Genomic DNA, 23,559 nt, shown 5'->3' on the forward strand with positions numbered 1-23,559 from the left:
CGACCTGCCGGCCGGACGCCTACGCCGCGATGCGAAAGCGTCCGACCAGCGACTTGAGCGCCTGCGCCTGTTCGTCGAGCGCATTCGCCGCGGCGGCGGCCTGCTCGACGAGCGCGGCGTTCTGCTGCGTGCCGGCATCCATCTGCGTGACCGCGCGGCCGATCTCGTCGATCCCGGCGCTCTGCTCGTCCGACGCCGCCGAGATCTCGCCGATGATGTCGGTCACGCGCTTGACCGCCCGCACCACGTCGTCCATCGTGCTGCCCGCATCGCGCGCGAGCGCCGCGCCGTTCGCGACGCGCTCGACCGACGCGCCGATCAGCGCACGGATCTCCTTCGCCGCGGTCGCCGCGCGCTGCGCGAGCAGCCGCACCTCGCCCGCGACCACCGAAAAACCGCGCCCCTGCTCACCCGCGCGCGCCGCCTCGACCGCCGCGTTCAACGCGAGAATGTTGGTCTGGAACGCGATCCCCTCGATCGTGCCGATGATGTCGCGAATGTTCTTCGCGCTGTCGTCGATCTCGCTCATCGTCGCGACCACGCGGCCGACGACTTCGCCGCCCGCCTCCGCGACGGCCGACGCATTGGCCGCGAGCGCGCTCGCCTGACGTGCGTTCTCGGCATTCTGCCGCACGGTCGACGTGAGCTCTTCCATGCTGGCCGCGGTGCGCTCGAGCGCGACGGCCTGCTGCTCGGTGCGCCGCGACAGGTCGAGGTTGCCGGTCGAGATCTCTCCGGACGCGGCCGCGATCGCCTCGGCGCTGACGGCGATCTCGCCGACGGTCGCCGCAAGCCCGGACTGCATGTCGGACAGCGCGCGCACCATGCTGTCGCGGTCGTGCCGGCCGAGCGGAATCGGCCGCGTCAGGTCGCCGCGCGCGATGTCGGCGGCGATCGCCTTCGCCTGGGCGGGCTCGCCGCCGAGCTGCGACGCGAGGCGGCGCACGACCCGCTCGGCGATCGCGATCGCCAGCACGATCAGCGCGGCCGTCATCGCCGCGATCATCGCGAACGACGACGAGAAGATCGTTGCGGATGCATCGAGCGTCGCCTTCGACTTCGCGCCGCGCGTCTTCACGAGCATCGCGACGAGCTTCTCGAGCTTGCCGGTCTCGACCAGCAGCGACACGTCCTGCGTGCCGACCTGCCAGTTCATCTGCGACAGGTCGAGCGGCTGCGCCTGCACGAGCGCGACGAAATCGCGCAGATGGCCGCTCCACGTGCCGACCGCCAGCGAGAACGCGCGCAGTCGCGCGGAATCGTCCGCATCGGCCGGATCCGCGTAATGCTGCAGCGTCGCGAGCGCCTGGCCGATCGACGCGAGCCCCGCGCCGACTTCGGCGCCCAGGTCATCGCGTTCCTTCGCGGTGGTGGCGGTCAGCAGCATCTTCTGCGCGCGGCTCGCGCGCAGCACCTCGGCGCGCACTTCCTCCGCCGCCCGGCTCGCGACGTGCCCCTGCTCGTAGACCGACGCAATCGACGCGTTCAGCCGGCTGATCTGCCACAGCGAGAACACGCCGATCGCGAGCGTGCCGGCCAGCAGGATCGCGAACGCGGCGCGCAACGTCGCCTTGACGGTCCACGTCCGGCGTTCGTGCCGGGCTGCGCGCGCGTGCCGCGAGGCGGGCCTGGCGGCTGCGTCGGTCGCGGCTGTGGCCGCAACCGGCCGCGGATGCAATGAAGCTGCTTTCATCGATATTTCCCCGTATTGATCGTGCCGCCGGAAAGGTCGGTTCCGGCGGCCGGCATTCACGCAATGACCCGTCATGCCGCGCGTCCTGCACCCGTCCGGCTCGTGGCCGGCGCCGGGCGCGGCGCGCCTGTGTTGTCGTTGCGTCTTCTACGGCCTCGATCGGCGCGCCTTGAGTCCGGACAAACACCGATCCGGTCCCGCGCGGCGCGACGAAAGGCGGACACGCCGCAGCGTTATACCCGGCCAAAAAAGGGTGCAATGGGTCGAATCGTCGTAGCAATGTCCGAATCGCGACAAAACTTGGCCTGACATTCTCGATACGCCACATTAGACTTCTTTGACGCAACAACGATTCGAACGCGCCGATCCCCATCAGAGCGCGTCCCGTCACCTCAACTCGCTCAGCTCACATGGAAACCAGCCTCGATACGGGCGCCGGCACCGCCGCCGCCCAGCCGTCTGCTCCACGCGCCCCGCGTACCGTCTACCCGGTGCTCGGCGCGATCAGCTTCTCGCACATGCTCAACGACATGATCCAGTCGTTGATCCTCGCGATCTATCCGATGCTCAAGAGCCAGTTCGCGCTGTCGTTCGCGCAGATTGGCCTGATCACGCTGACCTACCAGATCACCGCGTCGCTGCTGCAGCCGCTCGTCGGCCTGTATACGGACAAGCGGCCGAAGCCCTATTCGCTGCCGGTCGGGATGGGTTTCACGCTCGCGGGGCTGCTGCTGATGTCGGCCGCGCCGAACTTCCCGACGCTGCTGGCGGCGGCGGCGCTGGTCGGCTGCGGCTCGTCGGTGTTCCATCCGGAATCGTCGCGCGTCGCGCGGATGGCGTCGGGCGGCCAGCACGGGCTCGCGCAGTCGCTGTTCCAGGTCGGCGGCAACGCCGGTTCGGCACTCGGCCCGCTGCTCGCCGCGCTCGTGATCATCCCGCACGGCCAGCACAGCATCGCGTGGTTCTCGGCGGCCGCGCTCGTCGCGATGGTCGTGCTCACGCAGATCGGCCACTGGTACAAGAAGCATCCGTCGATGAAGAAGAAGGCGGCGCCGGCCGGCCATCCGACGCTGTCGCCGGGCCGCGTACTCGCCGCGATCGGCGTGCTGGTGCTGCTGGTGTTCTCGAAGTACTTCTATCTCGCGAGCATCAACAGCTATTTCACGTTCTACCTGATCGACAAGTTCCACCTGTCGGTGCAGGCCGCGCAGATCCACCTGTTCGTGTTCCTCGCGGCGGTCGCGGCCGGCACGCTGATCGGCGGGCCGGTCGGCGACCGGATCGGCCGCAAGTACGTGATCTGGGTGTCGATCCTCGGCGTCGCGCCGTTCACGCTGCTGCTGCCGTACGCGAACCTGTTCTGGACGAGCGTGCTGAGCGTGATCATCGGCGTCGTGCTGGCGTCGGCGTTCGCCGCGATCCTCGTCTATGCGACGGAGCTGATGCCCGGCAAGGTCGGGATGGTCGCGGGCCTGTTCTTCGGCTTCGCGTTCGGCCTGGGCGGCGTGGGCGCCGCCGTGCTCGGCCAGCTCGCCGACGCGACGAGCATCACGTTCGTCTACAAGGTGTGCTCGTTCCTGCCGCTGATCGGCGTGCTGACGGTGTTCTTGCCGAACCTCGAAAGCAGCCGGCGCAAGAAGGCGTGACGAAACGGCCGCGGCTTGGGTGCCGCGGCCGTTGGCTCAACAACCTTGCGAAACGTTTCGTTGAGCGGTTATCAGTGCCGGGGTTCTCGTGTGCCGCGACCGAACATTCGCGCACCCAGCCAGACCAGCGCGATCGCGATCACGAAGCTGACGCCGAGCATGGTGCTGATCAGGATGTCGCCCTGGCCGTGAACACCGAGCGTTTCGAACACGCGGAACAGCGGCTCGAACGCTCGCCACCCCGCCCCGCTTTGAAACCATTCATCCAGCGGGGAATTCGCCAGGCCGAGATAGACCGGGATCGTCAAGACGATCGCTGCAAGCAGGCGGACAAGCACTTTCATTGGACGATCACTCGACCGTAGTACTTCATCCCGGTGCCCGGAATCGTGGCACCGGCCTGCGACTTCAAGACTTGCCTACACGACGGCTGCACCATTCTCCGTCGCATGCAACGTCAGGAACCGCTTGAGGATGCCGGACGAATAGCTGCTCGCGATCGCCGACAGGAAGTGCGAGAACGACTGCGTCGCGTGATCGTCGGCCGTATCGGAGATCGTGCGCACGATGGCGAACGGCACGTCGTGTTCGGCGCACACCTGCGCGATCGCCGCGCCTTCCATCTCGACCGCGAGCGCGTCCGGCAGCGCGTCGCGCAGCGCGACGACTTCCCGCTCGCTCGACACGAAGCGGTCGCCGCTGATGATCAGCCCGCCATGCAGCGTCCCGCCGGCGAGCCCGAAACGCGCGGCGAACTGTGCGCCCTCCTCGGCGACGAACAGCGTGCACGCGGCCTTCAGGCGGGCCGTCAGCGCCGCGTCGGTCGCGAACCGCGTGATGCCGAGCAGCGGCACCTCGTAGCGCGGAAACAGCGGCGACGCATCGAGATCGTGCTGCAGCAGCGTATCGGCGACGACGACGTCGCCGATACGCACCGTGCGCGACACGCCGCCGGCGACACCGGTGAACACGACGCCGGACACGCCGAACACATGGATCAGCGCACTGACGGTGGCGGAAGCCGCGACCTTGCCGACCCGCGCGAGCGTGACGACGCAGGCCGCGCCGTGCACGGTGCCGACGTGGTAATCGCGGCGGCCGAGCGTGATCGTCTTCATCACGCCGTCGGCGCGCATCGCGGCGATCAGGTCGCCGAGTTCCTCGGGCAGCGCAGCCAGAATGCCGAGCGGACGCGTCGATACCGTTTCAACCATGTCGATGCTCATCATTCCACCGCCTGCAGTTTCGCGACCGCCAGCGCGAGCCACTTCTCGCCGTGCCGCTTGAACTTCACCTGCGCCTTCGCATCGGCGCCGCTGCCTTCAAGCGCGGTGACCGTGCCCTCGCCGAACTTGGTATGGAAGACCGGCTGGCCGACGCGGAAACCGGTGTCGGCTGCGCGCTGCTTGTTCGCGAAGGCCGGCAGCGGCGCGGTGACCGCCGCGTCGACGACCTGCTCGCGGCTGCCGCCGCCCGGCCGCGCGAACCAGTCGCGCCCCCAGCCGGCGTTGTCCGAGCGGCCGCCCCAGCGCGAGCCGGCCTCGACCTTCGGCGTGAGCCACTTCAGCACGTGCTCCGGCAGTTCGTCGAAGAAGCGCGAGCGCACGTTGTAGCGCGTCTGGCCGTGCAGCATCCGGCTCTGCGCGAACGACAGGTAGAGCCGCTCCTTCGCGCGCGTGATCGCGACGTACATCAGCCGGCGCTCTTCCTCGAGGCCGTCCGATTCGAGCACGCTGTTCTCGTGCGGGAACAGCCCTTCCTCGAGGCCGGTGATGAACACGGCCGAGAATTCGAGGCCCTTCGCCGCATGCACCGTCATCAGTTGCACCGCGTCCTGGCCGGCCTGCGCCTGGTTGTCGCCGGCTTCGAGCGACGCGTGCGACAGGAAGCCCGCGAGCGGCGTCATCGTGTCGGGGTTCTGCGCGGGGTCGCCGAGCGGCGCCGGGTCGAGCACGTCGACCGACGGATCGCCTGCGTCCACGCCGAGCTCCGGCGCCGCGATCGCGCCCGCGCGCAGCGGAATCGAGCGGGCCGGTGCGTCGAGCCCGTAGCCTTCCTCGCTGACGAACGCGGTGGCCGCGTTCACGAGTTCCTGCAGGTTCTCGAGGCGGTCCTGGCCTTCGCGCTCGCCCTGGTAGAAATCGGCGAGGCCGCTCGCGCGCACGACGTATTCGACCGTCTCAGGCAGGCTCATCTGCTGCGTCTCGGCGCGCATCTTCGCGATCAGCGTTGCGAACGCGCCGAGGCTCGTGCCGGCCTTGCCGGTCACGTACGGAATCGCGGCGGCCATCGAGCAGTCGTACAGGCGCGCGGCGTCCGCGAGCTGCTCGATCGAGCGCGCGCCGATCCCGCGCGTCGGGAAATTCACGACACGCACGAACGCGGTGTCGTCGTTCGGATTGTCGATCAGCCGCAGGTACGCGAGCGCGTGCTTCACTTCCTGGCGCTCGAAGAAGCGCAGGCCGCCGTACACGCGATACGGAATGCCCGACGTCATCAGCGTGTGCTCGATCGCGCGCGACTGCGCGTTGCTGCGATACAGGACGGCCACCTCGCTGCGCGACATCCCGGTGTTGATCAGCGAGCGGATCTCCTCGACGATCCAGCCGGCTTCCTGCGCATCGGTGCTCGCCTCGTACACGCGCACGGGCTCGCCGTGACCGGCGTCGGTGCGCAGGTTCTTGCCGAGGCGATGCGCGTTGTTCGAGATCAGCTGGTTCGCCGCATCGAGGATGTTGCCGTGCGACCGGTAGTTCTGCTCGAGCTTGATCAGGTTGCGCACGCGGAATTCGTCTTCGAAGTCGCGCATGTTGCCGACGTTCGCGCCGCGGAACGCGTAGATCGACTGGTCGTCGTCGCCGACCGCGAAGATCGCGTTCTCGCCGCCCGCGAGCATCTTGAGCCACGCGTACTGCAGCTTGTTGGTGTCCTGGAACTCGTCGACGAGGATGTGCCTGAAACGCGCCTGGTAGTGCGCGCGCAGCGGCGCGTTGTACGCGAGCAGCTCGTAGCAGCGCAGCAGCAGCTCGGGGAAATCGACGACGCCCTCGCGCTGGCACTGCTGGTCGTACGCCTGGTACAGCTCGACGAACTTGCGGTTGAAGTTGTCGGACGCGTCGACCTTGTCGGGCCGCAGCCCCTGCTCCTTCGCGTTGTTGATGAAGTACTGGACGTTCTTCGGCGGGTATTTCTCGTCGTCGACGTTCGCCGCCTTCATCAGCCGCTTGATCGCCGACAGCTGGTCGGCCGTGTCGAGGATCTGGAAGGTCTGCGGCAGGCCGGCGTCGCGCCAGTGCGTGCGCAGCATCCGGTTGCACAGCCCGTGGAACGTGCCGATCCACATCCCGCGCGTGTCGATCGGCATCATCGCCGACAGCCGCGCCATCATCTCGCGCGCGGCCTTGTTCGTGAAGGTGACGGCGAGCACGGTGGCCGGCGATGCGTAGCCCTGCTGGATCAGCCACGCGATACGTGTGATCAGCACGCGGGTCTTGCCGCTGCCCGCCCCCGCGAGGATCAGCGCCGGTTCGTTCGGCAGCGTGACGGCGGCGTATTGTTCAGGGTTCAGATTGGCGAGCAGATCGGGCATGGAGCGGCAGCGGACGTGCGAGAAAAATGCGGACCCGCCATTATAAGTCGGCCGCGCGATGCCGTTTCCGATCCGTTGTGCCGCGGGCCGTCGCCCGCGCTGCGCGCCCCTTGCGACGCGCCCGCGCGGGCAAGCGATGGCTGGCCGATGTGCATCCATTTATAATTGTCAGATTCGGCATCCAATTCACGCATTTTTCGGCAGATTTCCAACCATGAGCGACAGCACGCTTGCGAAGAGTTTCGAGCCCCACACCATCGAGTCCCAATGGGGGCCGGAGTGGGAAAAACGCGGCTATGCCGCCCCGGCATTCGACCCGGCGCGTCCCGATTTCGCGATCCAGCTGCCGCCGCCGAACGTCACCGGCACGCTGCACATGGGCCACGCGTTCAACCAGACGATCATGGACGGCCTCGCCCGCTACCACCGGATGCTCGGCGAGAACACGCTGTGGGTACCCGGCACCGACCACGCGGGGATCGCGACCCAGATCGTCGTCGAGCGCCAGCTCGACGCGCAGGGCGTATCGCGCCATGACCTCGGCCGCGAGAAGTTCGTCGAGCGCGTGTGGGAGTGGAAGCAGCAGTCCGGCTCGACGATCACGGGCCAGGTGCGCCGCCTCGGCGCGTCGACCGACTGGTCGCGCGAATATTTCACGATGGACGACAAGATGTCGGCCGCCGTGCGCGACGTGTTCGTCACGCTCTACGAACAGGGCCTGATCTACCGCGGCAAGCGCCTCGTGAACTGGGATCCGGTGCTGCTCACCGCGGTGTCCGACCTCGAAGTCGCGAGCGAGGAGGAAAACGGCCACCTGTGGCACATCCGCTACCCGCTCGTCGACGGTTCGGGCTCGCTGACCGTCGCGACCACGCGTCCGGAAACGATGCTCGGCGACGTCGCGCTGATGGTCCACCCGGAAGACGAGCGCTACGCGCACCTGATCGGCAAGCTCGTCACGCTGCCGCTGACGGGCCGCGAGATCCCGGTGATCGCCGACGACTACGTCGACCGCGAGTTCGGCACGGGCGTCGTGAAGGTCACGCCCGCGCACGACTTCAACGACTACCAGGTCGGCCTGCGCCACAACCTCGCGCCGATCGAGATCCTCACGCTCGACGCGAAGATCAACGACAACGGCCCCGAGCAGTATCGCGGCCTCGACCGCTTCGACGCGCGCAAGGCGATCGTCGCCGATCTCGACGCGGAGGGCTTCCTCGACTCCGTGAAGCCGCACAAGCTGATGGTGCCGCGCGGCGACCGCACGGGCGTCGTGATCGAGCCGATGCTGACCGACCAGTGGTTCGTCGCGATGACGAAGGCGGCGCCGGAAGGCACGTTCAACCCGGGCAAGTCGATCACCGAAACGTCGCTCGACGTCGTGCGCAGCGGCCAGATCAAGTTCGTGCCGGAAAACTGGACGACCACCTACTACCAGTGGCTCGAGAACATCCAGGACTGGTGCATCTCGCGCCAGCTCTGGTGGGGCCACCAGATTCCCGCGTGGTACGGCGAGAACGGCGAGGTGTTCGTCGCGCGCGACGAGGAAGAGGCGCGCGCGCAGGCCGCCGCGAAGGGCTACACCGGCGCGCTGAAGCGCGACGAGGACGTGCTCGACACGTGGTTCTCGTCGGCGCTCGTGCCGTTCTCGTCGCTCGGCTGGCCGAACGAAACGCCTGAACTGCAGCACTTCCTGCCGTCGTCGGTGCTCGTCACCGGCTTCGACATCATCTTCTTCTGGGTCGCCCGGATGGTGATGATGACGACGCACTTCACCGGCAAGGTGCCGTTCCACACCGTCTACGTGCACGGTCTCGTGCGCGACGCGGAAGGCCAGAAGATGTCGAAGAGCAAGGGCAACACGCTCGACCCGATCGACATCGTCGACGGCATCGACCTCGAGACGCTGGTCGCGAAGCGCACGACCGGCCTGATGAACCCGAAGCAGGCCGCCACCATCGAGAAGAAGACGCGCAAGGAATTCCCGGACGGCATCGCCGCGTTCGGCACCGACGCGCTGCGCTTCACGATGGCGTCGATGGCGACGCTCGGCCGCAACGTGAACTTCGACCTCGCGCGCTGCGAAGGCTATCGCAACTTCTGCAACAAGCTGTGGAACGCGACGCGCTTCGTGCTGATGAACTGCGAAGGCCACGACTGCGGCGCCGACAAGCCGGAAGTGTGCGGCGCGGGCGACTGCGGCCCCGGCGGCTACCTCGACTTCTCGGCGGCCGACCGCTGGATCGTGTCGCTCCTGCAGCGCACCGAGGCCGACATCGCGAAGGGCTTCGCCGATTACCGCTTCGACAACATCGCGACCAGCATCTACAAGTTCGTGTGGGACGAGTACTGCGACTGGTACCTCGAACTCGCGAAGGTGCAGATCCAGAACGGCACGCCGGAACAGCAGCGCGCGACGCGCCGCACGCTGCTGCGCGTGCTGGAAACGGTGCTGCGCCTCGCGCACCCGATCATCCCGTTCATCACCGAAGCGCTCTGGCAGAAGGTCGCGCCGCTCGCCGGCCGTTATCCGCAAGGCCAGGCCGAGGGCGAAGCGTCGCTGATGACGCAGGCGTATCCGGTCGCGAACCTGCAGAAGATCGACGAGGCGTCCGAACAATGGGCGGCCGACCTGAAGGCGATCGTCGACGCGTGCCGCAACCTGCGCGGCGAGATGAACCTGTCGCCGGCGACCAAGGTGCCGCTGCTCGCGGCCGGCGATGCCGAGCGCCTGCGCTCGTTCGCGCCGTACGTGCAGGCGCTCGCGCGCCTGTCGGAAGTGCAGATCCTGGCCGACGAAGCGACCCTCGACAAGGAAGCGCACGGCGCGCCGATCGCGATCGTGGGCCCGAACAAGCTGGTGCTGAAGGTGGAAATCGACGTCGCGGCCGAACGCGAGCGCCTGTCGAAGGAAATCGCGCGCCTGACGGGCGAGATCGCGAAGTGCAATGCGAAGCTCGGCAACGAGGCGTTCGTCGCGAAAGCCCCGCCGGCCGTGGTCGAGCAGGAGCAGAAGCGCGTCGCCGAATTCCAGAGCACGCTCGAAAAACTGCGCGCTCAGCTCGATCGGTTGCCTGCGTAACAAACGGTAAGGTCGTTTGCGTTCACTATAATCAGAACGTGAACATAGGCTGTCTGACAAGTCGATTACAGGAATAAAGGTTCGATCATGTTGAAAGTCACCAAGGCGGTATTCCCCGTTGCCGGTCTCGGCACGCGGTTCCTCCCGGCAACGAAGGCGAGCCCGAAGGAAATGCTGCCCGTCGTCGACAAGCCGCTGATCCAGTACGCAGTCGAGGAAGCGATCGCCGCGGGCATCACCGAGATGATCTTCGTGACCGGGCGCAGCAAGCGCGCGATCGAGGATCACTTCGACAAGTCGTACGAGGTCGAGGCCGAACTCGAGGCGCGCGGCAAGGAGAAGCTGCTCGAGCTCGTGCGCAGCATCAAGCCGAGCCATGTCGACTGCTTCTACGTGCGCCAGCCGGAAGCGCTCGGCCTCGGCCATGCGGTGCTGTGCGCGGAGAAGCTCGTCGCCGACAATCCGTTCGCCGTGATCCTCGCCGACGACCTGCTCGACGGCAACCCGCCCGTGATGAAGCAGATGGTCGACGTGTTCGATCACTATCACAGCTCGGTGATCGGCGTGGAAGAGATCCCGCCGTCGGAGACGAAGTCGTACGGCATCGTCGACGGCAAGGAGTGGGAAGAGTCGATCGTCAAGATGTCGGCGATCGTCGAGAAACCGGAGCCGGAAGTCGCGCCGTCGAACCTCGGCGTGGTCGGCCGCTACATCCTGAAGCCGCGGATCTTCGAACACCTGCGTGCGCTGAAGCCGGGCGCGGGCGGCGAGCTGCAGCTCACCGACGCGATCCAGGCGCTGCTCGCCGACGAACAGGTGCTGGCCTACAAGTACCAGGGCACGCGCTATGACTGCGGCAGCAAGCTCGGCTACCTGAAGGCGACGGTCGAGTTCGCGCTGCGCCACCCGGAAGTCGGCACCGACTTCGACGCGTACCTGCGCGCGCGCGGCAACGGGCAACCGGCTGCCTGAACGCGGCACGGGCCTGCCTCGCCTCCCCGGCGGGCCGCCCTCGCGTCACGGCCGGCGCGTCAGCGCGTGACGGCCGGCTTCACCGAGACGACGCCCGGCATTGCGCCCGCGTCGTCTTTTTTCGTCTTCACGAGCCAGCCGTCACCCTGCTCGAACGGCAGCTTCGCGAGCGCGCTCTTCACGAGCGTCGGCGCGGCCTTCTGCGTGAGCGCATCGCGATCGCGCAGCGACGCCGACACGCGATAGACGTCGACGCCCGTCTTCGCATCGACGAAACGCAGCGTCAGCACGTGGCGGTACACCTTGCCCGCGAACGGCAGCGCGAACGGCGCCGGTCCGTCGACGGTCACGCACGCGCTGCTTGCCGCGCCGCACTGGTCGGCCGTCGCCGCGACCGACGCCGGCTGCGTCGCATACGCGATCGACAGCCGGTAGCGCGCGGCCTGGCCAGGCTGCGCGTCGAAGCCGCGCTGCGCGAGCTCGTCGTGCACGAGCGTCTCGATCTGCCGGTATTCGGCATCGTCGGCCTGAGCGGCCGTGCGCACGAAATCGTAGCCGTGCGCACCGGATGCGAACGCATTCGGCTGCCCGAGCGCGCTCACGCCGGTCGTGACGCCGGCGCAACCCGTCAACAGCGACGCCGCCAGCGCGGCCGCTGCCCATTCCTTTCTCATGACTTCCCCCAAATGCCTGCCGTCGTGCCCGGCCCTGTCAGGCGGACGGCTCGTCGATCGCGGGCAGCGACACCGTCACCGCGGTGCCGACACCCACTTCGCTGTCGACCGTCACGCTGCCGCCGTGGCGCGTGACGACCGTCTTCACGAATGCCATGCCGAGCCCGGAGCCCGAGATTTCGGGCCGCTCGCCGGCATGGAACCGCTTGAAACGCTCGAACAGATGCTGCAGATCTTCCGGCGCGATGCCGTACCCCTGATCGCGAATCGTACAGAAGATCCGCTTCGATGCATGCTCGACCGACAGCGTACACGCGATCACCGTGTCGGACGGACTGTATTTGACTGCGTTGTTCAGCAGGTTGACGAACGCACGCGTGATCAGCGAGCGGTCGGCGCGCGTCCAGCACATGTCGGCCCCGGCGTCGGTCTCGATGCGGATGCGCTTTGCCTGCGCCTGCGGCCAGACTTCGTCGCTCGCGTCGATCAGCACGTCGACCAGGCTCGTCGGTTCGAGCTGGTACGCCTGCGACTCCGCGCGCGCCAGCTGCACGAACTCGTCGGCGAGCGACAGCGCACGGTGCGCATAGCGCTCGATCCGCGCGAGCAGCCCGCGCATCGCGTCGGTTTCGACGCGATCGCGCTCGATCTCGACGAGCGCGAGGATCGACGACTGCGGCGAGCGCATGTCGTGCGACAGCAGGTGCAGCGCCTCCTCGCGCTGCCGCTCGGCCGCGTGCAGCTCGGTCACGTCGACCAGACCGGCGATCCAGCCCGTCACGTGGCCCTGCGCGTTCGTACACGGGGCGTAGCGTAACAGATGGTCGAGCCCGTCGCGATCGCGCACCTCGATGCCGCGCGCCATCGCTTCGTCTTCGGCCCCGAGCGTCGGGTCGAGCGCGTCCGGCCAGTGTGCGCGGATCGTGACGTCGTGTTCGGCGTTGCCGTCGACGGTCTTCATGAAGGTCAGCTCGCCGAGCGCGGCGCGCAGCGGCCGCCCTTCCGGCACCGGCAGCGCGAGCCGCGAACCGTAGCGCTTCGCCGCATGGTTCGCGATCAGCACGGTGCCGGCCAGGTCGGTGACGAAGATCGGCTCCGGCATGCTGTCGAGGCTGTCCCACACGAAGCGCTTCATGTCCTGCACGCGCTGCGCGGCCTGCGCCATCAGCGCCATCTGCCGTTCGAGCACGTCGCCGCCGACGCTGCGCGTGCGCGGCGCCTCGGGCAGCAGGTGCGGCTCGTCGGCGAGCCGCTGCAGCTCGCGGCGCAGGTACGACATCGTCATTTCCAGGCGCCGCCAGTTCCAGATCGGATAGACGGCGACCAGCCCGAAGATGGCCGGCGCGGGCGATAGCCATATGCGCGCCTCGAACAGCAGCGCCAGGCTCGCGACGACGGCCAGCGCGGCCAGGCTCAGCGTCAGCAGCAGCGCGCGCCATGGCGACAGCATCAGGAAGCCGCCCAGCAGCACGGCGAGCGGCAGCAGCGAGGCGGCGAAGAGTCCGGCCCGCGATGCAGGCAGGATCGCGCTGCCGGTCGTCAGCATGTCGAGCACGTTCGCATGGATGTACACGCCGGCGAGCGGACCGAAGTCGCCCGACACCGGCGTCGCGAAGCGGTCGAAGAGGCCCGACGCCGTCACGCCGACGACGACGATCTTGCCGCGCAGTGCGTCGGGTTTCACGCGCCCTTCGAGCACGTCGTCGAACGACAGCGTCGGATACGCGGGCGTGTTGCGGCTGAACGGGATCAGGTAGCGGCCGTCGCCGGTCGCGTCGCGCGACAGGTCGTGCGCTTGCGCGCCGGGCGTGCCGCCGACCGGATGCAGCCGGCCGGCCTGGATCGCACGATAGACGGGCACCATCAGCTGCGGCCAGCGCACGCGGCCGTCGCTTTCGAACAGCGCGACGCTACGCACGATGCCGTCGGGATCGACTTCGAGATTGATGTGGCCGAGTCCCATCGTGCGCGCCGACAACTCCGCCACCGGCGGATCGACGGTGCGCGTGCCGTCCGCCTGTTCGGGGCTCAGCAAGACGGGCAGGAAGGTCGGCACACGGGCCATGGCGTCGGCGAACGCGCGATCCTCCGGCGACTGCTCGGTAAACAGCACGTCGTAGACGACCGCGGCCGGCTGCGCACGCGCCAGCGTGTCGAGCAGCCGCGCGTGCACGCTGCGCGGCCACGGCCAGCGGCCGAGTGCGGACAGGCTCTGGTTGTCGATGTCGACGACGACGACGTCGGGCGACAGCGGCAGGCTGCGCAGCATCAGCAGCCGGTCGTAGATCAGCCCGTCGACGCTCGACGACAGCCGGCCGAGCGCGCACGCGAGTATCACCGCGATCCCGAGGCAGCCGATCGCGATCCACTCGATCAGGAAGCGGCGGCCGAGGCGCCGCCGCGGGGAAACGGAGTCGGTTTTCATGCGCCGCGGGTCAGCGCGACAACGTGAACGCGTTGACCGGACTCGTCTTCTGATAGAACTTGCCGCCCTCGAACTCCTCGACCGTCACCGCCCAGTAGTAGTCGCCGGGCGGCAGGTGGGAGACCGTGATCCGGCGCGCCTGCAGGCCCATCTGGTCGACGACCGGCGCGCTCAGGTCCTTCGAGTGCGACAGCACGAACCGATAACGCGCGTCCTTGGCCGCGTCGTTCGGCGCCCAGCGGAACTCGTAGCCGTCCGGGCCGGGCGACGCGCTCGCATCGAGCCCCATCAGGCGCCGCTCGAACGCGTAAATGTGCGGCATGCCTTCGAGGCCGTTGTCGTCGATCGCGGAAATCCGGACGAAGTACGTGCCGTTCGGCACCTCGCGGAACACCGCGCGCGACGAGACCGTGCGCGTTTCGCTGAACAGTTCGAGCATGCCCGCGTCGCGCGCGAGTTGCAGGTGATAGGCATGCGCATGCTCGAGCGGCGCGACGTCGAACGTGAGGTCGGGCTCGTCCTGCACCTTGTCCGGATGCGTGAGCGCGGGCGCCGGCAGCAGCTGCACGGGTGCGCCGACCGCGCCGGACGACGTCGTGACGCTGCCGAAGTTCGCATGCACGAGCGTCGGGTCGGCCGGCTGCTGCTTGCCCGCGACGCCGACGGTGCCGTCGAGCACCTCGACACGCGTCGCCGCGTTGCCGGCGGCGTCGTAGTTCACGCGGAACCGCGTGCCGCGCACGCCGGCCACGACCGACGGCGAGCGGATCTGGAAGCGGTCGTCGCGCTTCTTCAGATGCGTGACCTCGCTGTCGACCGAGCCACGCGTGAGCTCGAACTCGCGATCGAGCGTGCCGGTCAGCACGGTGCGGCGCAAGGTCTTCAGGTCGAGCTGGCTGTCGGGCGGCAGGCTCATGTGCGTGCCGTCGGCCAGTTCGAGCGTCAGGAAGCCGTTCGCGCCCGTGCGCACGCGGTCGCCCTCGGTCAGCGTCGCTTCGTTCGCGAGCGGCGCGTACGCGCCGCCGGACGCGCGCTCGGCCGTGCCCTGCACCGCGACGACGCGCGCGGTCAGCTTTTCCTTGCGCAGCCGCGCGACCGGCAGCTTCAGCGCGATGTCGGGCTGCAGGTGTTTCGGCGCGGGCACGCCGTTGATCCGTTGCAGCAGCTGCCAGTCGTCCGGGCCCTGCAGGTAGCGCGCGGCGACGTCGTACAGCGTGTCGCCGGCATGCGTGCGGTAGACGACCATCTTGCCCGCGGCAGCGCTCGGCTGCGCGACGGCCTGCTGCGCCGCGAACGCAAACGCGACCGCGCACGCCGCATGCAGTGCCGCCGTGCGCAGGCTCGCCGTGCGCTGGGTGATGCGCCGGGTCACTCCGGCTCTCCCTGACCGACCCGCTCGAGCCGGTAGCCGTAGCCGTAGATCGGCGCGAGGCGATAGCCGTTTTCCGGCCGCAGGCCGAGCTTCGTGCGCAGCATCGAGATGTGCGTGTCCATCGTGCGCGACGGGATGTCGGTCGCCTGCTTCCACACGAGATCGAGAATGTGCGCGCGCGACAGCGGCCGGTCGAGGTGCTGGAACAGCAGCAGCGCGAGCTCGAATTCCTTCTGCGTGAGGCTCACGGCCTTGTCGCCGACATACGCCTGCTTCAGGTTCACGTCGAAGCGGAACTGGTCGAACTCGCGAACGGTCGCCTCCGCGTTGACCGGATACGCGCGGCGCAGCAGCGAGCCGATGCGCGCGCGCAGGATCGGGCCCGACACGGGCTTGACCACGTAATCGTCCGCGCCGGCGTTGAGGATCTGCGTGATCCCCGCCTCGTCGTCGCGGCTCGTCATGAAGATGATCGGCAGGCTGTGCTCGGTCTGGTTCGCACGCACCCACTTGAGCACTTCCTCGCCGGACATGTCGGGCACGTTCCAGTCGAGCACGAGCAGATCGAACGTCTCGCGCTGCAGACGCTTCTTCAGGGCCTTGCCTTCCTTGAACGCATAGCACGTGTGGCCGACGGCCGTCAGCGTTTGACTGACGAAATCCGTCTGGGCCGGATCATCATCCAGTACAGCAATTCTCATAGCACCCCGCAAATCGAAATCGATTCGTCCAGTTCAGCTCCCCGCACTCATCCCGCCGCGCAGCATGCGCGCGGCGCCCGACACCGGCCGGCGAGCCGTCGTTTGCCGAGCACGCAACCTGCGCGACACGGCGCCCCGGCCACCCATCTCAAAAACGGGGCACGGACGAACCGGCGATTTCATCATAGTAGTATGAAATTCGCCAAGAAATTGCGCGGACTACGGTCCTTTATTCGAATAATCCTTCCCGTCGCGCAACTGGCGGCGCTTCCGGCGGGCCCAGCATGGGCTGCCCCAGCGTGGGCTGCCCCAGCATGGGCTGCCCCAGCATCCGCTCCAGCTGGCTGCGCACGCGCTCCCACGCCGGCGCCGCATAGTCGGGCTGGCTCGCCGCCCACGCCTGCGCGAGATCGAACACGCGCCCGATCGTCGCGCCGCAATACGTGAAGCCCGCGCCGTCGTCCCGCGCGGCGCCGCGCAGCCGTTCGTCGAGCGATTCGGCCAGCCACGGCATCTCGGCCGCCGCCGAATCGGCATACGCCTCGAGCGCGGCACGCGCGTGGCGATCCCGTTGCGGGTCGAGCTCGATCCGGCTCAACCCCGCCGCGCGTGCGGGCGCGATGCATTCCGCTGCGGACGGACTTCGAATGGTCCCTGGTCTGAAGGACATGTCCTCTCCCCGTTTGTACGACGGCAGCGTCAGGCATGGCCCCCGTGCCCGCCTCGTATGACGTACCGTGGCCGGTGCATCCATCCGAGACGGACGACCGGCCGGGTCAGTATACGCAGCCGGTCGTGCGGCGAGGTTTAAGAATTGTCAGAGGCGTCAGACGAGCGTTTCCCATGGAACAGGCGCTGGGCGAGGGTCTGTGCTGGCGCTCGTGTCGAGCCGTTGGCGCGGCGGACCGCAGCGGGCGGTGCGCGAGCGGGCGCCGCAAGGGGCGCGTGATGCGGGCCGTCAGCGGCGGCGCATCAGGAACACGAAGGTCTTGTCCTGGGTCGTCACTTCGACGATCTCGTTGCCCGTCTGCTTCGCGAACGCGGCGAAATCGCGCTGCGAACCCGGATCGGTCGCGAGCACCTTGAGGATCTGCCCGCTCTCCATATCGGCGAGCGCTTTCTTGGCGCGCAGGATCGGCAACGGGCAATTGAGCCCGCGCGCGTCCACTTCCTTGTGAATCTGCATCGGCTGTCGACCTTCGAATGACGCGCCACACGGGCGCGGGAGGAAGCGGCGATTTTACCGCAGCGCGGCCGCCCCTGCCCGCGCGGCCCGGGCCCGGCCGCGCGACGCGGCGCGCCCGCGCTCGGCACGCGCTCGTCATGCCAAGCGCCCGCCGAGCGCCCGTCAGGCGCCCGTGAACCCGCCCGCGAGCCGCTCGCGCAGATGCCGCACGAGCGCACGCACCGCGCTCGGCACGACCGGGCTGTACGGCCGCAGCGCGAAGATGTGGTCGCCGAACGCACCCGACGGCCGCCAGCCGTCCAGCAGCGCGACGAGCCGGCCGGCATCGAGATCGCGCTGCGCGCTGAAATCCGGCAGCAGCGCGATGCCGAGCCCGCCGAGCGCGGCCTCGCGCATCGCCTCGCTGTTGTTGGCCGCGAAGCTGCCGCGCACCGGCACGCTCACGCGCTGGCGCCGCCGGCCGTCCGGCTCGAAGCTCCAGGCGGCCGGTTCGTTGTCGCGCAGGTAGCACAGGCAGCTGTGGTCGACGAGTTCGCTCGGGTGGCGCGGCGCACCGCGCGCGTCGAGGTAGTCGCGGCTCGCGACCAGCAGCGAACGCGTGTCGCACAGCTTCCACGCGACGTGGGTTTGCGGCGCGGTCGTCGTATGGCGGATCGCGAGGTCGAAGCCCTCCTGCGTCAGCGAATGCAGCCGGTCGGACAGGTCGAGTTCGATATGCACGCCCGGGTGCTGCCGCAGGAAATCGGGCAGGTGCGGCACGACCTGCTGGCGCCCGAGCGCGACCGGCGCCGTCACCCGCAGCAGCCCGCGCGGCTCGCCGGCGAGGTCCTTCACGCGCGCGAAGTGCTGGCCGATCGATTCGAACGCGTCGCGCGTGCTGTCGACCAGCGTCTGCCCGGCGTCGGTGAGCCGCACGCTGCGCGTCGTGCGCCGCACGAGCGGCACGCCGGCCGCCTTCTCGAGATCGGCGATGCGCTGGCTCATCGCGGCCTTGCTGATGCCGAGCCGCTGCGCGGCGGCCGTGAAACTGCCGGCCGCGGCCAGCACCGTCAGCGAGTGGATATGCGGCCAGAGCGCCTGGACATTTTGCTGATTCATCCGCCGATTATTCAGAATTCTGAACAGTGAATCAAGCTGCGCGGCCTTCTCCCGCCCCGCCGCTTTGCCTAGACTAGGTTCCGTCCACCCCCATTCCCATGCCCAGGAGACACGCATGACCACGGTTCCCGCCTATACGTCCGACGCCGACGTCGGCCACTACATCGACGGCGCACCCGTCGCCGGCCGCAGCGGCCGCTTCCAGGACGTCTTCAATCCGGCGCTCGGCCGCGCGGTGCGCCGCGTCGCGCTCGCCGGCGACGACGAAGTGCAGCGCGCCGTCGCGTCCGCCCGTGCGGCGTTCCCCGCCTGGGCCGACACGCCGCCGATCCGCCGCGCCCGCGTGCTGCACCGCTTCCTGCAGTTGATGAACGAACACCGCGACACGCTGGCCGCCATCATCACGGCCGAGCACGGCAAGGTGTTCTCGGATGCGCAGGGCGAAGTCGCGCGCGGCATCGACATCATCGAATTCGCATGCGGCGTGCCGCAACTGCTGAAGGGCGACTTCACCGACCAGGTCAGCACCGGCATCGACAACTGGACGATGCGCCAGCCGCTCGGCGTCGTCGCGGGTATCACGCCGTTCAACTTCCCGTGCATGGTGCCGTGCTGGATGTTCCCGGTCGCGCTCGCGACGGGCAACACGTTCGTGCTGAAGCCGAGCGAACGCGACCCGTCGGCGGCGCTGTTCATCGCCGACCTGCTCACGCAGGCGGGCCTGCCCGCCGGCGTGTTCAACGTCGTGCAGGGCGACAAGGGCGCGGTCGACGCGCTCCTCGACCACCCGGACGTGCAGGCCGTCAGCTTCGTCGGCTCGACGCCGATCGCGGCCTACGTGCAGCAGCGCGCGGTGCAGTCGGGCAAGCGCGTGCAGGCGCTCGGCGGCGCGAAGAACCATCTCGTCGTGATGCCGGACGCGAACATCGAGCAGGCGGTCGACGCGCTGATCGGCGCCGCGTACGGCTCGGCCGGCGAGCGCTGCATGGCGATCAGCATCGCGGTGCTGGTCGGCGACGTGGCCGACAAGATCGTGCCGTTGGTGGCCGAGCGCGCGCGCAAGCTGGTGATCGGCGACGGGATGTCGCCGGAAGTCGAGATGGGACCGATCGTCACCGGCGACGCGCTCAAGCGCATCGAAGGTTATATCGGGCAAGGCGTCAGCGAAGGCGCGCAACTGGTGGTCGACGGCCGCGGGCTGCGCGTGCCGGGCCGCGAGGAAGGCTTCTTCACCGGCGGCACGCTGTTCGATCACGTGAGCCCCGACATGCGCATCTACAAGGAAGAGATCTTCGGGCCGGTGCTCGGCTGCGTGCGCGTGAAGGACTTCGGCGCAGCGGTCGACCTGATCAACGCACACGAATTCGGCAACGGCGTCGCATGCTTCACGAGCGACGGCGGCATCGCGCGCGAATTCGCGCGGCGCATCCAGGTCGGCATGGTCGGCATCAACGTGCCGATTCCGGTGCCGATGGCCTGGCACGGCTTCGGCGGCTGGAAGAAGAGCCTGTTCGGCGACATGCACGCGTACGGCGAGGAAGGCGTGCGCTTCTACACGCGCCAGAAGTCGGTGATGCAGCGCTGGGCGTCGAGCATCGGCAAGGGCGCCGAATTCGCGATGCCGACCGCGAAGTAAGCGGGGTCGACGCGCCGCCCGCCGATGGAATGCGCGGGCGGCCGGCGAATCGAAGGCCGGCGTCAGCCGGCCTTCAGCCGGCCTGCGTGCCGTGGGCGCCGTCGGCGGTCGGCAGGTACGACAGCTCGAGCCGGTACGCGAGCGCGACGAACAGGCTCTGCGCGAGGCCCATCGTCGCGGTCAGTGCACGGAACCCGAACGTCTCGCTGTCCTGCACCATCAGCGTCACCTCGGCCTCGCGCGCGAGCGGGCTCATCCGGCTGTCGGTGATCGCGATCAGGCGCGCGCCGCGCTGCACGGCCTGCTGCGCGACCTGCACCGTCTCTTCCGCGTACGGCATGAACGAGATCACGATCATCACGTCGCCCTCGCGCACCGAGCGGATCTGGCCGAGATGCATGCTGCCGAGCGCGCTGAACAGGCCGATGCGCTTGTCGGTGTGCTGCAGCGCATAGTCGAGATACACGGCGATCGGAAACGCGCGGCGCGAGCCGGCGATCCAGATCGCCTGCGTGTCGGCGAGCAGGTCGACGGCCTGTGCGAGCGCGTGCGGGTCGAGCGTCTGCCGCAGCTGCTGCATGCCGGCAATGCTGCCCTTGATGAATTCGTCGGCGATCTGCTCGGGCTGCAGGCTCGACTCACCCGATTCGATCACGTCGCGCAGCCGCAGGTTGTACGCGCGGCCCGGCGCGATCTGCTGGGCCAGCCCCTCGCGGAACAGCCGCTGCATCTCGGAGAAGCCCGAAAAGCCGAAATGCTTCGCGAACCGGACGACGGCCGACGGCTGCACGCCGCACGCCTCCGCGAGCGACTGGATGCCTTCCAGGCCCAGCTGGTCCCGATGCGTTTCCACGTGACGCGCAATCACCTTCAGGCGATTGCTGAGGCCGTCGTACTCCTGCGTCAGATGCTGCAGGAACGCCTCGACGGTGGCGGGTGGTTTCTCGGATGAACTCATCGGATAGCGCGAAGTTGACGGCCCCGATCCGCGCGCCGCCTGCGCGTGCGCCCGGGACTCACCTATGGACATGCATGAAGGGCGAATTTAATCACGTTTGCGGCACGGCCCGCGCCGCACGCTCGCTCCCACGCGCTCGATCATCACCTGCACACGCTCCACGGCCGGAATGGAAACGATTTTCCAACGCCGTCGCCGAGCCGTAAAGATTAGGGCGTCTACCGACGCCGATGCGAACGGCGACGCCGAGGGTCGCCGGCAACCGCCCTGGGCCGCCGGCCGACGCCGCGCATCGGCCGCCGCTGGCTCACCGCTTGCTCACCGATAGTCGACCCATACGCCGCCCGCATCGGCGGACCGCACGCAGTTCTCGACCCACCGCACGCCTTCGACGCCCGCATGGACATCCGGAAAGCGGATGCTCTTCAACGCCTGCGCGTCGCCGCGATCGGCCGCGTCCATCGCGAGCGCGAAGCGTGCGTACAGATTCGACCACGCTTCGAACAGCCCTTCCGGATGCCCGGCGCCGATGCGGTCCTCGCGCAATGCGTGCGGATGCAGATAGCCCATCCCGCGATCGAGCACCTGCGCGGGCTGCCCCTGGATCTCGTAGCGCAACTGGTTCGGATGTTCGTCCCACCATTCGACGCTCGCCTTCGACCCGATCACGCGCACCTTCTGCCCGTGCATCGAGCCCGCGTTCACCGCGCTCGACCACACGTAGCCGATCGCGCCCGTGTCGTACTCCATGATCGTGAACGCGTTGTCCTCGAGCGGCGCGCGACTCTTCACGAAGCTCTGCCGCGAGCACATCAGCCGTTTGATCCGCAGTTCCGGCGCCATCACTTCGGAGATGTACAGCGGATGCGTGCCGATGTCGCCGAGCACGTAGCTCGGCCCCGCGAACTTCGGGTCGACGCGCCAGCGCGCGGCGGCGCTCGCGGCTTCGACGCCCTCGCTGTGAAAGCCGTGCGCGAACTGCATCTGCACGATGCGGATCTCGCCGAGATCGCCGCGCGCGATCATTTCGCGCGCCTGCTCGATCATCTGGTGTCCGGAATAGCCGTACGCGACGCCGACGATGCGGTTCTTCTCGACCGACAGCCGCTGCAGCGCCTCGGCCTCCTCGGTCGTGAAGCACAGCGGCTTTTCGCACACGACGTGCAGCCCCGCGTTCAGCGCCGCGCGGCAAATTTCGAAGTGCGTGTTGTTCGGCGTCGCGATCGACACCGCGCGGATGCCGTCGGCACGCTTCGCCTCGGCGTCGAACATCGTCCGGTAGTCGGGATAGCAGCGCCCGGCGTCGACGCCGAGCTTCACGCCGAATTGCCGCCCGCGTTCGGCATCGATGTCGAATGCGCCGGCAACGAGCTGGAAGCTGCCGTCTCGCAATGCGGCCGACCGGTGGCTGTAGCCGATCTGGCTGCCGAGCCCGCCGCCGACCATGCCCCAGGGAATCGAATGTCCGAGCAGAATCTGTCCGTCGATCATGATTGTCGTGTTCCTGTCCGTGTTCAGGTGTTCAAAGTGTGTGCAGAGGGTCGGGCCGACGGCCGATTACGCGAACCCGGCCGATGCGAGAAACTCGCGGCTCGCCGCGACGTCGCGCAGGCTCGTGCCGGCATTGCGCGGATCGCGCTCCTGTTCGATCGTGATGGTTCCCGCATAGCCGATGTCGTCGAGCGCGCGACGGATCGCGCGGTAGTCGAGCACGCCGGTGCCGATCGGGCACATCACGCCACGCGCGCACGCCGCGAAGAAGGCGATGTGTTCGCCCATCACCGCGTCGTACACGGCCGCGTCGATATCCTTGAAATGCACGTAGTCGAGCCGCGCCGCGTGACGGCGCAGCCACGTCTCGGGATCCATCCCCGAGTAGTAAAGGTGGCCGGTGTCGAGACAGAGGCCCGCCGTATCGGCCGCGACGTCGGCGACGATCCGGTCGATCTCGTCCGCGAACTCGATGTAGCCGCCCGCATGCGGATGGATCACCGCGCGCACGCCGAATTCGTCGCGCGCGATCGTCGCGATTTCGCGAATGTGGTCGACCATGCGCGCCCAGCGTTCGGCGGACAGGCGCGGCGCGCGATCGGCGTGGCCGGCCGCGTGGTCGCGTTCGTCGTGCCCCCAGTCCATCACGACCAGATACGGCGCCGCATGGCGCTGGCCCGGCTGCGTCGGCAGCTTCGGCAAGCGCGTGATCAGCGCGCAGATCTCGCGCGTCTGGCGCAGCAGGTTCGGCAGGTTCTCCGGCGACACCAGGTCGTCGAAGATCGTGCCGGCGGTGATGCTCAAACGCTGCCGCTCGAGCTCCGCGCTCACCACGTCGAGCTCGAGCGGGATGTAGCCGTACGGGCCGAGCTCGATGCCCGAATAGCCGGCCTGTGCGGCCTCGGCGAGCACCTGCCGCCACGGCGGCAGGTGCGGGTTCTTCACGTCGTCGACGCCCCAGCAGCAGGGCGCGCAGCCAATCTTCATCGTCATGTCGGTCAGTCCCGCAGGAAAGCGGCGCGCGGCCGCGAGCATG

Annotated in this window: 18 protein-coding genes; 4 read left to right on the forward strand and 14 right to left on the reverse strand. The window is 68.4% G+C overall.

Going from position 1 to position 23,559, the window contains the following annotated elements; translation table 11 throughout:
- Nucleotides 1-19: 19 nt before the first annotated feature.
- Nucleotides 20-1,693 (reverse strand): methyl-accepting chemotaxis protein, encoded by a 1,674-nt coding sequence (locus tag U4Z64_RS31780; protein WP_321822035.1) that lies wholly within the window; start codon nt 1,691-1,693, stop codon nt 20-22.
- 410 nt (nt 1,694-2,103) lie between these two features.
- Between U4Z64_RS31780 and U4Z64_RS31785 the strand changes: the two genes are divergently transcribed.
- Nucleotides 2,104-3,339, forward strand: coding sequence for an MFS transporter (locus U4Z64_RS31785; RefSeq protein ID WP_321822036.1), 1,236 nt, complete (start codon nt 2,104-2,106; stop codon nt 3,337-3,339).
- A 71-nt stretch (nt 3,340-3,410) separates the two neighbouring features.
- Here the strand turns inward: U4Z64_RS31785 and U4Z64_RS31790 are convergent, their stop codons facing one another.
- From U4Z64_RS31790 to U4Z64_RS31800, 3 genes are all read right to left on the reverse strand, one after another.
- Nucleotides 3,411-3,683 carry a hypothetical protein gene (locus U4Z64_RS31790; protein WP_124523050.1) on the reverse strand — a complete coding sequence of 91 codons (273 nt, stop codon included), beginning with the start codon at nt 3,681-3,683 and terminating at the stop codon, nt 3,411-3,413.
- Between the two features lie 75 nt (nt 3,684-3,758).
- Nucleotides 3,759-4,568, reverse strand: coding sequence for a 5'-methylthioadenosine/adenosylhomocysteine nucleosidase (locus U4Z64_RS31795; protein WP_321822037.1), 810 nt, complete (start codon nt 4,566-4,568; stop codon nt 3,759-3,761).
- Nucleotides 4,565-6,928: a UvrD-helicase domain-containing protein gene (locus tag U4Z64_RS31800; RefSeq protein ID WP_321802163.1), complete on the reverse strand. Its 2,364-nt coding sequence runs from the start codon at nt 6,926-6,928 to the stop codon at nt 4,565-4,567. Before U4Z64_RS31800 ends, U4Z64_RS31795 begins: the two co-directional genes overlap by 4 nt.
- A gap of 214 nt (nt 6,929-7,142) precedes the next feature.
- Here U4Z64_RS31800 and U4Z64_RS31805 point away from each other — a divergent pair, with 214 nt between their 5' ends.
- Nucleotides 7,143-10,010, forward strand: coding sequence for a valine--tRNA ligase (locus U4Z64_RS31805; protein ID WP_321822038.1), 2,868 nt, complete (start codon nt 7,143-7,145; stop codon nt 10,008-10,010).
- An 87-nt stretch (nt 10,011-10,097) separates the two neighbouring features.
- Entirely contained in the window at nt 10,098-10,982 is an 885-nt protein-coding gene (galU, locus tag U4Z64_RS31810) for a UTP--glucose-1-phosphate uridylyltransferase GalU (RefSeq protein ID WP_044846083.1), read from the forward strand.
- A 59-nt stretch (nt 10,983-11,041) separates the two neighbouring features.
- Here galU and U4Z64_RS31815 read toward each other — a convergent pair whose 3' ends face one another.
- The 7 genes from U4Z64_RS31815 to U4Z64_RS31845 form a co-directional block, all read right to left on the reverse strand.
- Nucleotides 11,042-11,656: a DUF4136 domain-containing protein gene (locus tag U4Z64_RS31815; RefSeq protein ID WP_321822039.1), complete on the reverse strand. Its 615-nt coding sequence runs from the start codon at nt 11,654-11,656 to the stop codon at nt 11,042-11,044.
- A 37-nt stretch (nt 11,657-11,693) separates the two neighbouring features.
- Nucleotides 11,694-14,081 carry a CHASE2 domain-containing protein gene (locus U4Z64_RS31820; protein WP_321822040.1) on the reverse strand — a complete coding sequence of 796 codons (2,388 nt, stop codon included), beginning with the start codon at nt 14,079-14,081 and terminating at the stop codon, nt 11,694-11,696.
- Nucleotides 14,082-14,091: 10 nt separating this feature from the next.
- A complete protein-coding gene (locus U4Z64_RS31825; RefSeq protein WP_321822041.1) occupies nt 14,092-15,453 on the reverse strand; it encodes a FecR domain-containing protein in 1,362 nt (453 codons plus the stop codon).
- Nucleotides 15,450-16,154 (reverse strand): response regulator transcription factor, encoded by a 705-nt coding sequence (locus U4Z64_RS31830; RefSeq protein ID WP_006490421.1) that lies wholly within the window; start codon nt 16,152-16,154, stop codon nt 15,450-15,452. Before U4Z64_RS31830 ends, U4Z64_RS31825 begins: the two co-directional genes overlap by 4 nt.
- Nucleotides 16,155-16,383: 229 nt before the next feature.
- Entirely contained in the window at nt 16,384-16,824 is a 441-nt protein-coding gene (locus U4Z64_RS31835; protein WP_321822042.1) for a peptidase, read from the reverse strand.
- 288 nt (nt 16,825-17,112) lie between these two features.
- Nucleotides 17,113-17,340, reverse strand: coding sequence for a sulfurtransferase TusA family protein (locus U4Z64_RS31840; protein WP_006753156.1), 228 nt, complete (start codon nt 17,338-17,340; stop codon nt 17,113-17,115).
- 162 nt (nt 17,341-17,502) lie between these two features.
- A complete protein-coding gene (locus U4Z64_RS31845; protein ID WP_321802157.1) occupies nt 17,503-18,438 on the reverse strand; it encodes a LysR family transcriptional regulator in 936 nt (311 codons plus the stop codon).
- A gap of 115 nt (nt 18,439-18,553) precedes the next feature.
- Between U4Z64_RS31845 and U4Z64_RS31850 the strand changes: the two genes are divergently transcribed.
- Entirely contained in the window at nt 18,554-20,074 is a 1,521-nt protein-coding gene (locus tag U4Z64_RS31850) for a CoA-acylating methylmalonate-semialdehyde dehydrogenase (RefSeq protein ID WP_321802156.1), read from the forward strand.
- A gap of 73 nt (nt 20,075-20,147) precedes the next feature.
- Here the strand turns inward: U4Z64_RS31850 and U4Z64_RS31855 are convergent, their stop codons facing one another.
- From U4Z64_RS31855 to U4Z64_RS31865, 3 genes are all read right to left on the reverse strand, one after another.
- A complete protein-coding gene (locus tag U4Z64_RS31855) occupies nt 20,148-21,032 on the reverse strand; it encodes a MurR/RpiR family transcriptional regulator (protein WP_321802155.1) in 885 nt (294 codons plus the stop codon).
- A 318-nt stretch (nt 21,033-21,350) separates the two neighbouring features.
- Complete coding sequence (locus U4Z64_RS31860; RefSeq protein ID WP_124488955.1) at nt 21,351-22,523, reverse strand: Gfo/Idh/MocA family protein; 1,173 nt, start codon at nt 22,521-22,523, stop codon at nt 21,351-21,353.
- A gap of 66 nt (nt 22,524-22,589) precedes the next feature.
- Nucleotides 22,590-23,516, reverse strand: coding sequence for a TIM barrel protein (locus U4Z64_RS31865; protein ID WP_321822043.1), 927 nt, complete (start codon nt 23,514-23,516; stop codon nt 22,590-22,592).
- Between the last annotated feature and the right edge of the window lie 43 nt (nt 23,517-23,559).

This window comes from Burkholderia sp. BCC1996, from assembly GCF_905339955.1.
Classification (GTDB): Bacteria; Pseudomonadota; Gammaproteobacteria; order Burkholderiales; family Burkholderiaceae; genus Burkholderia.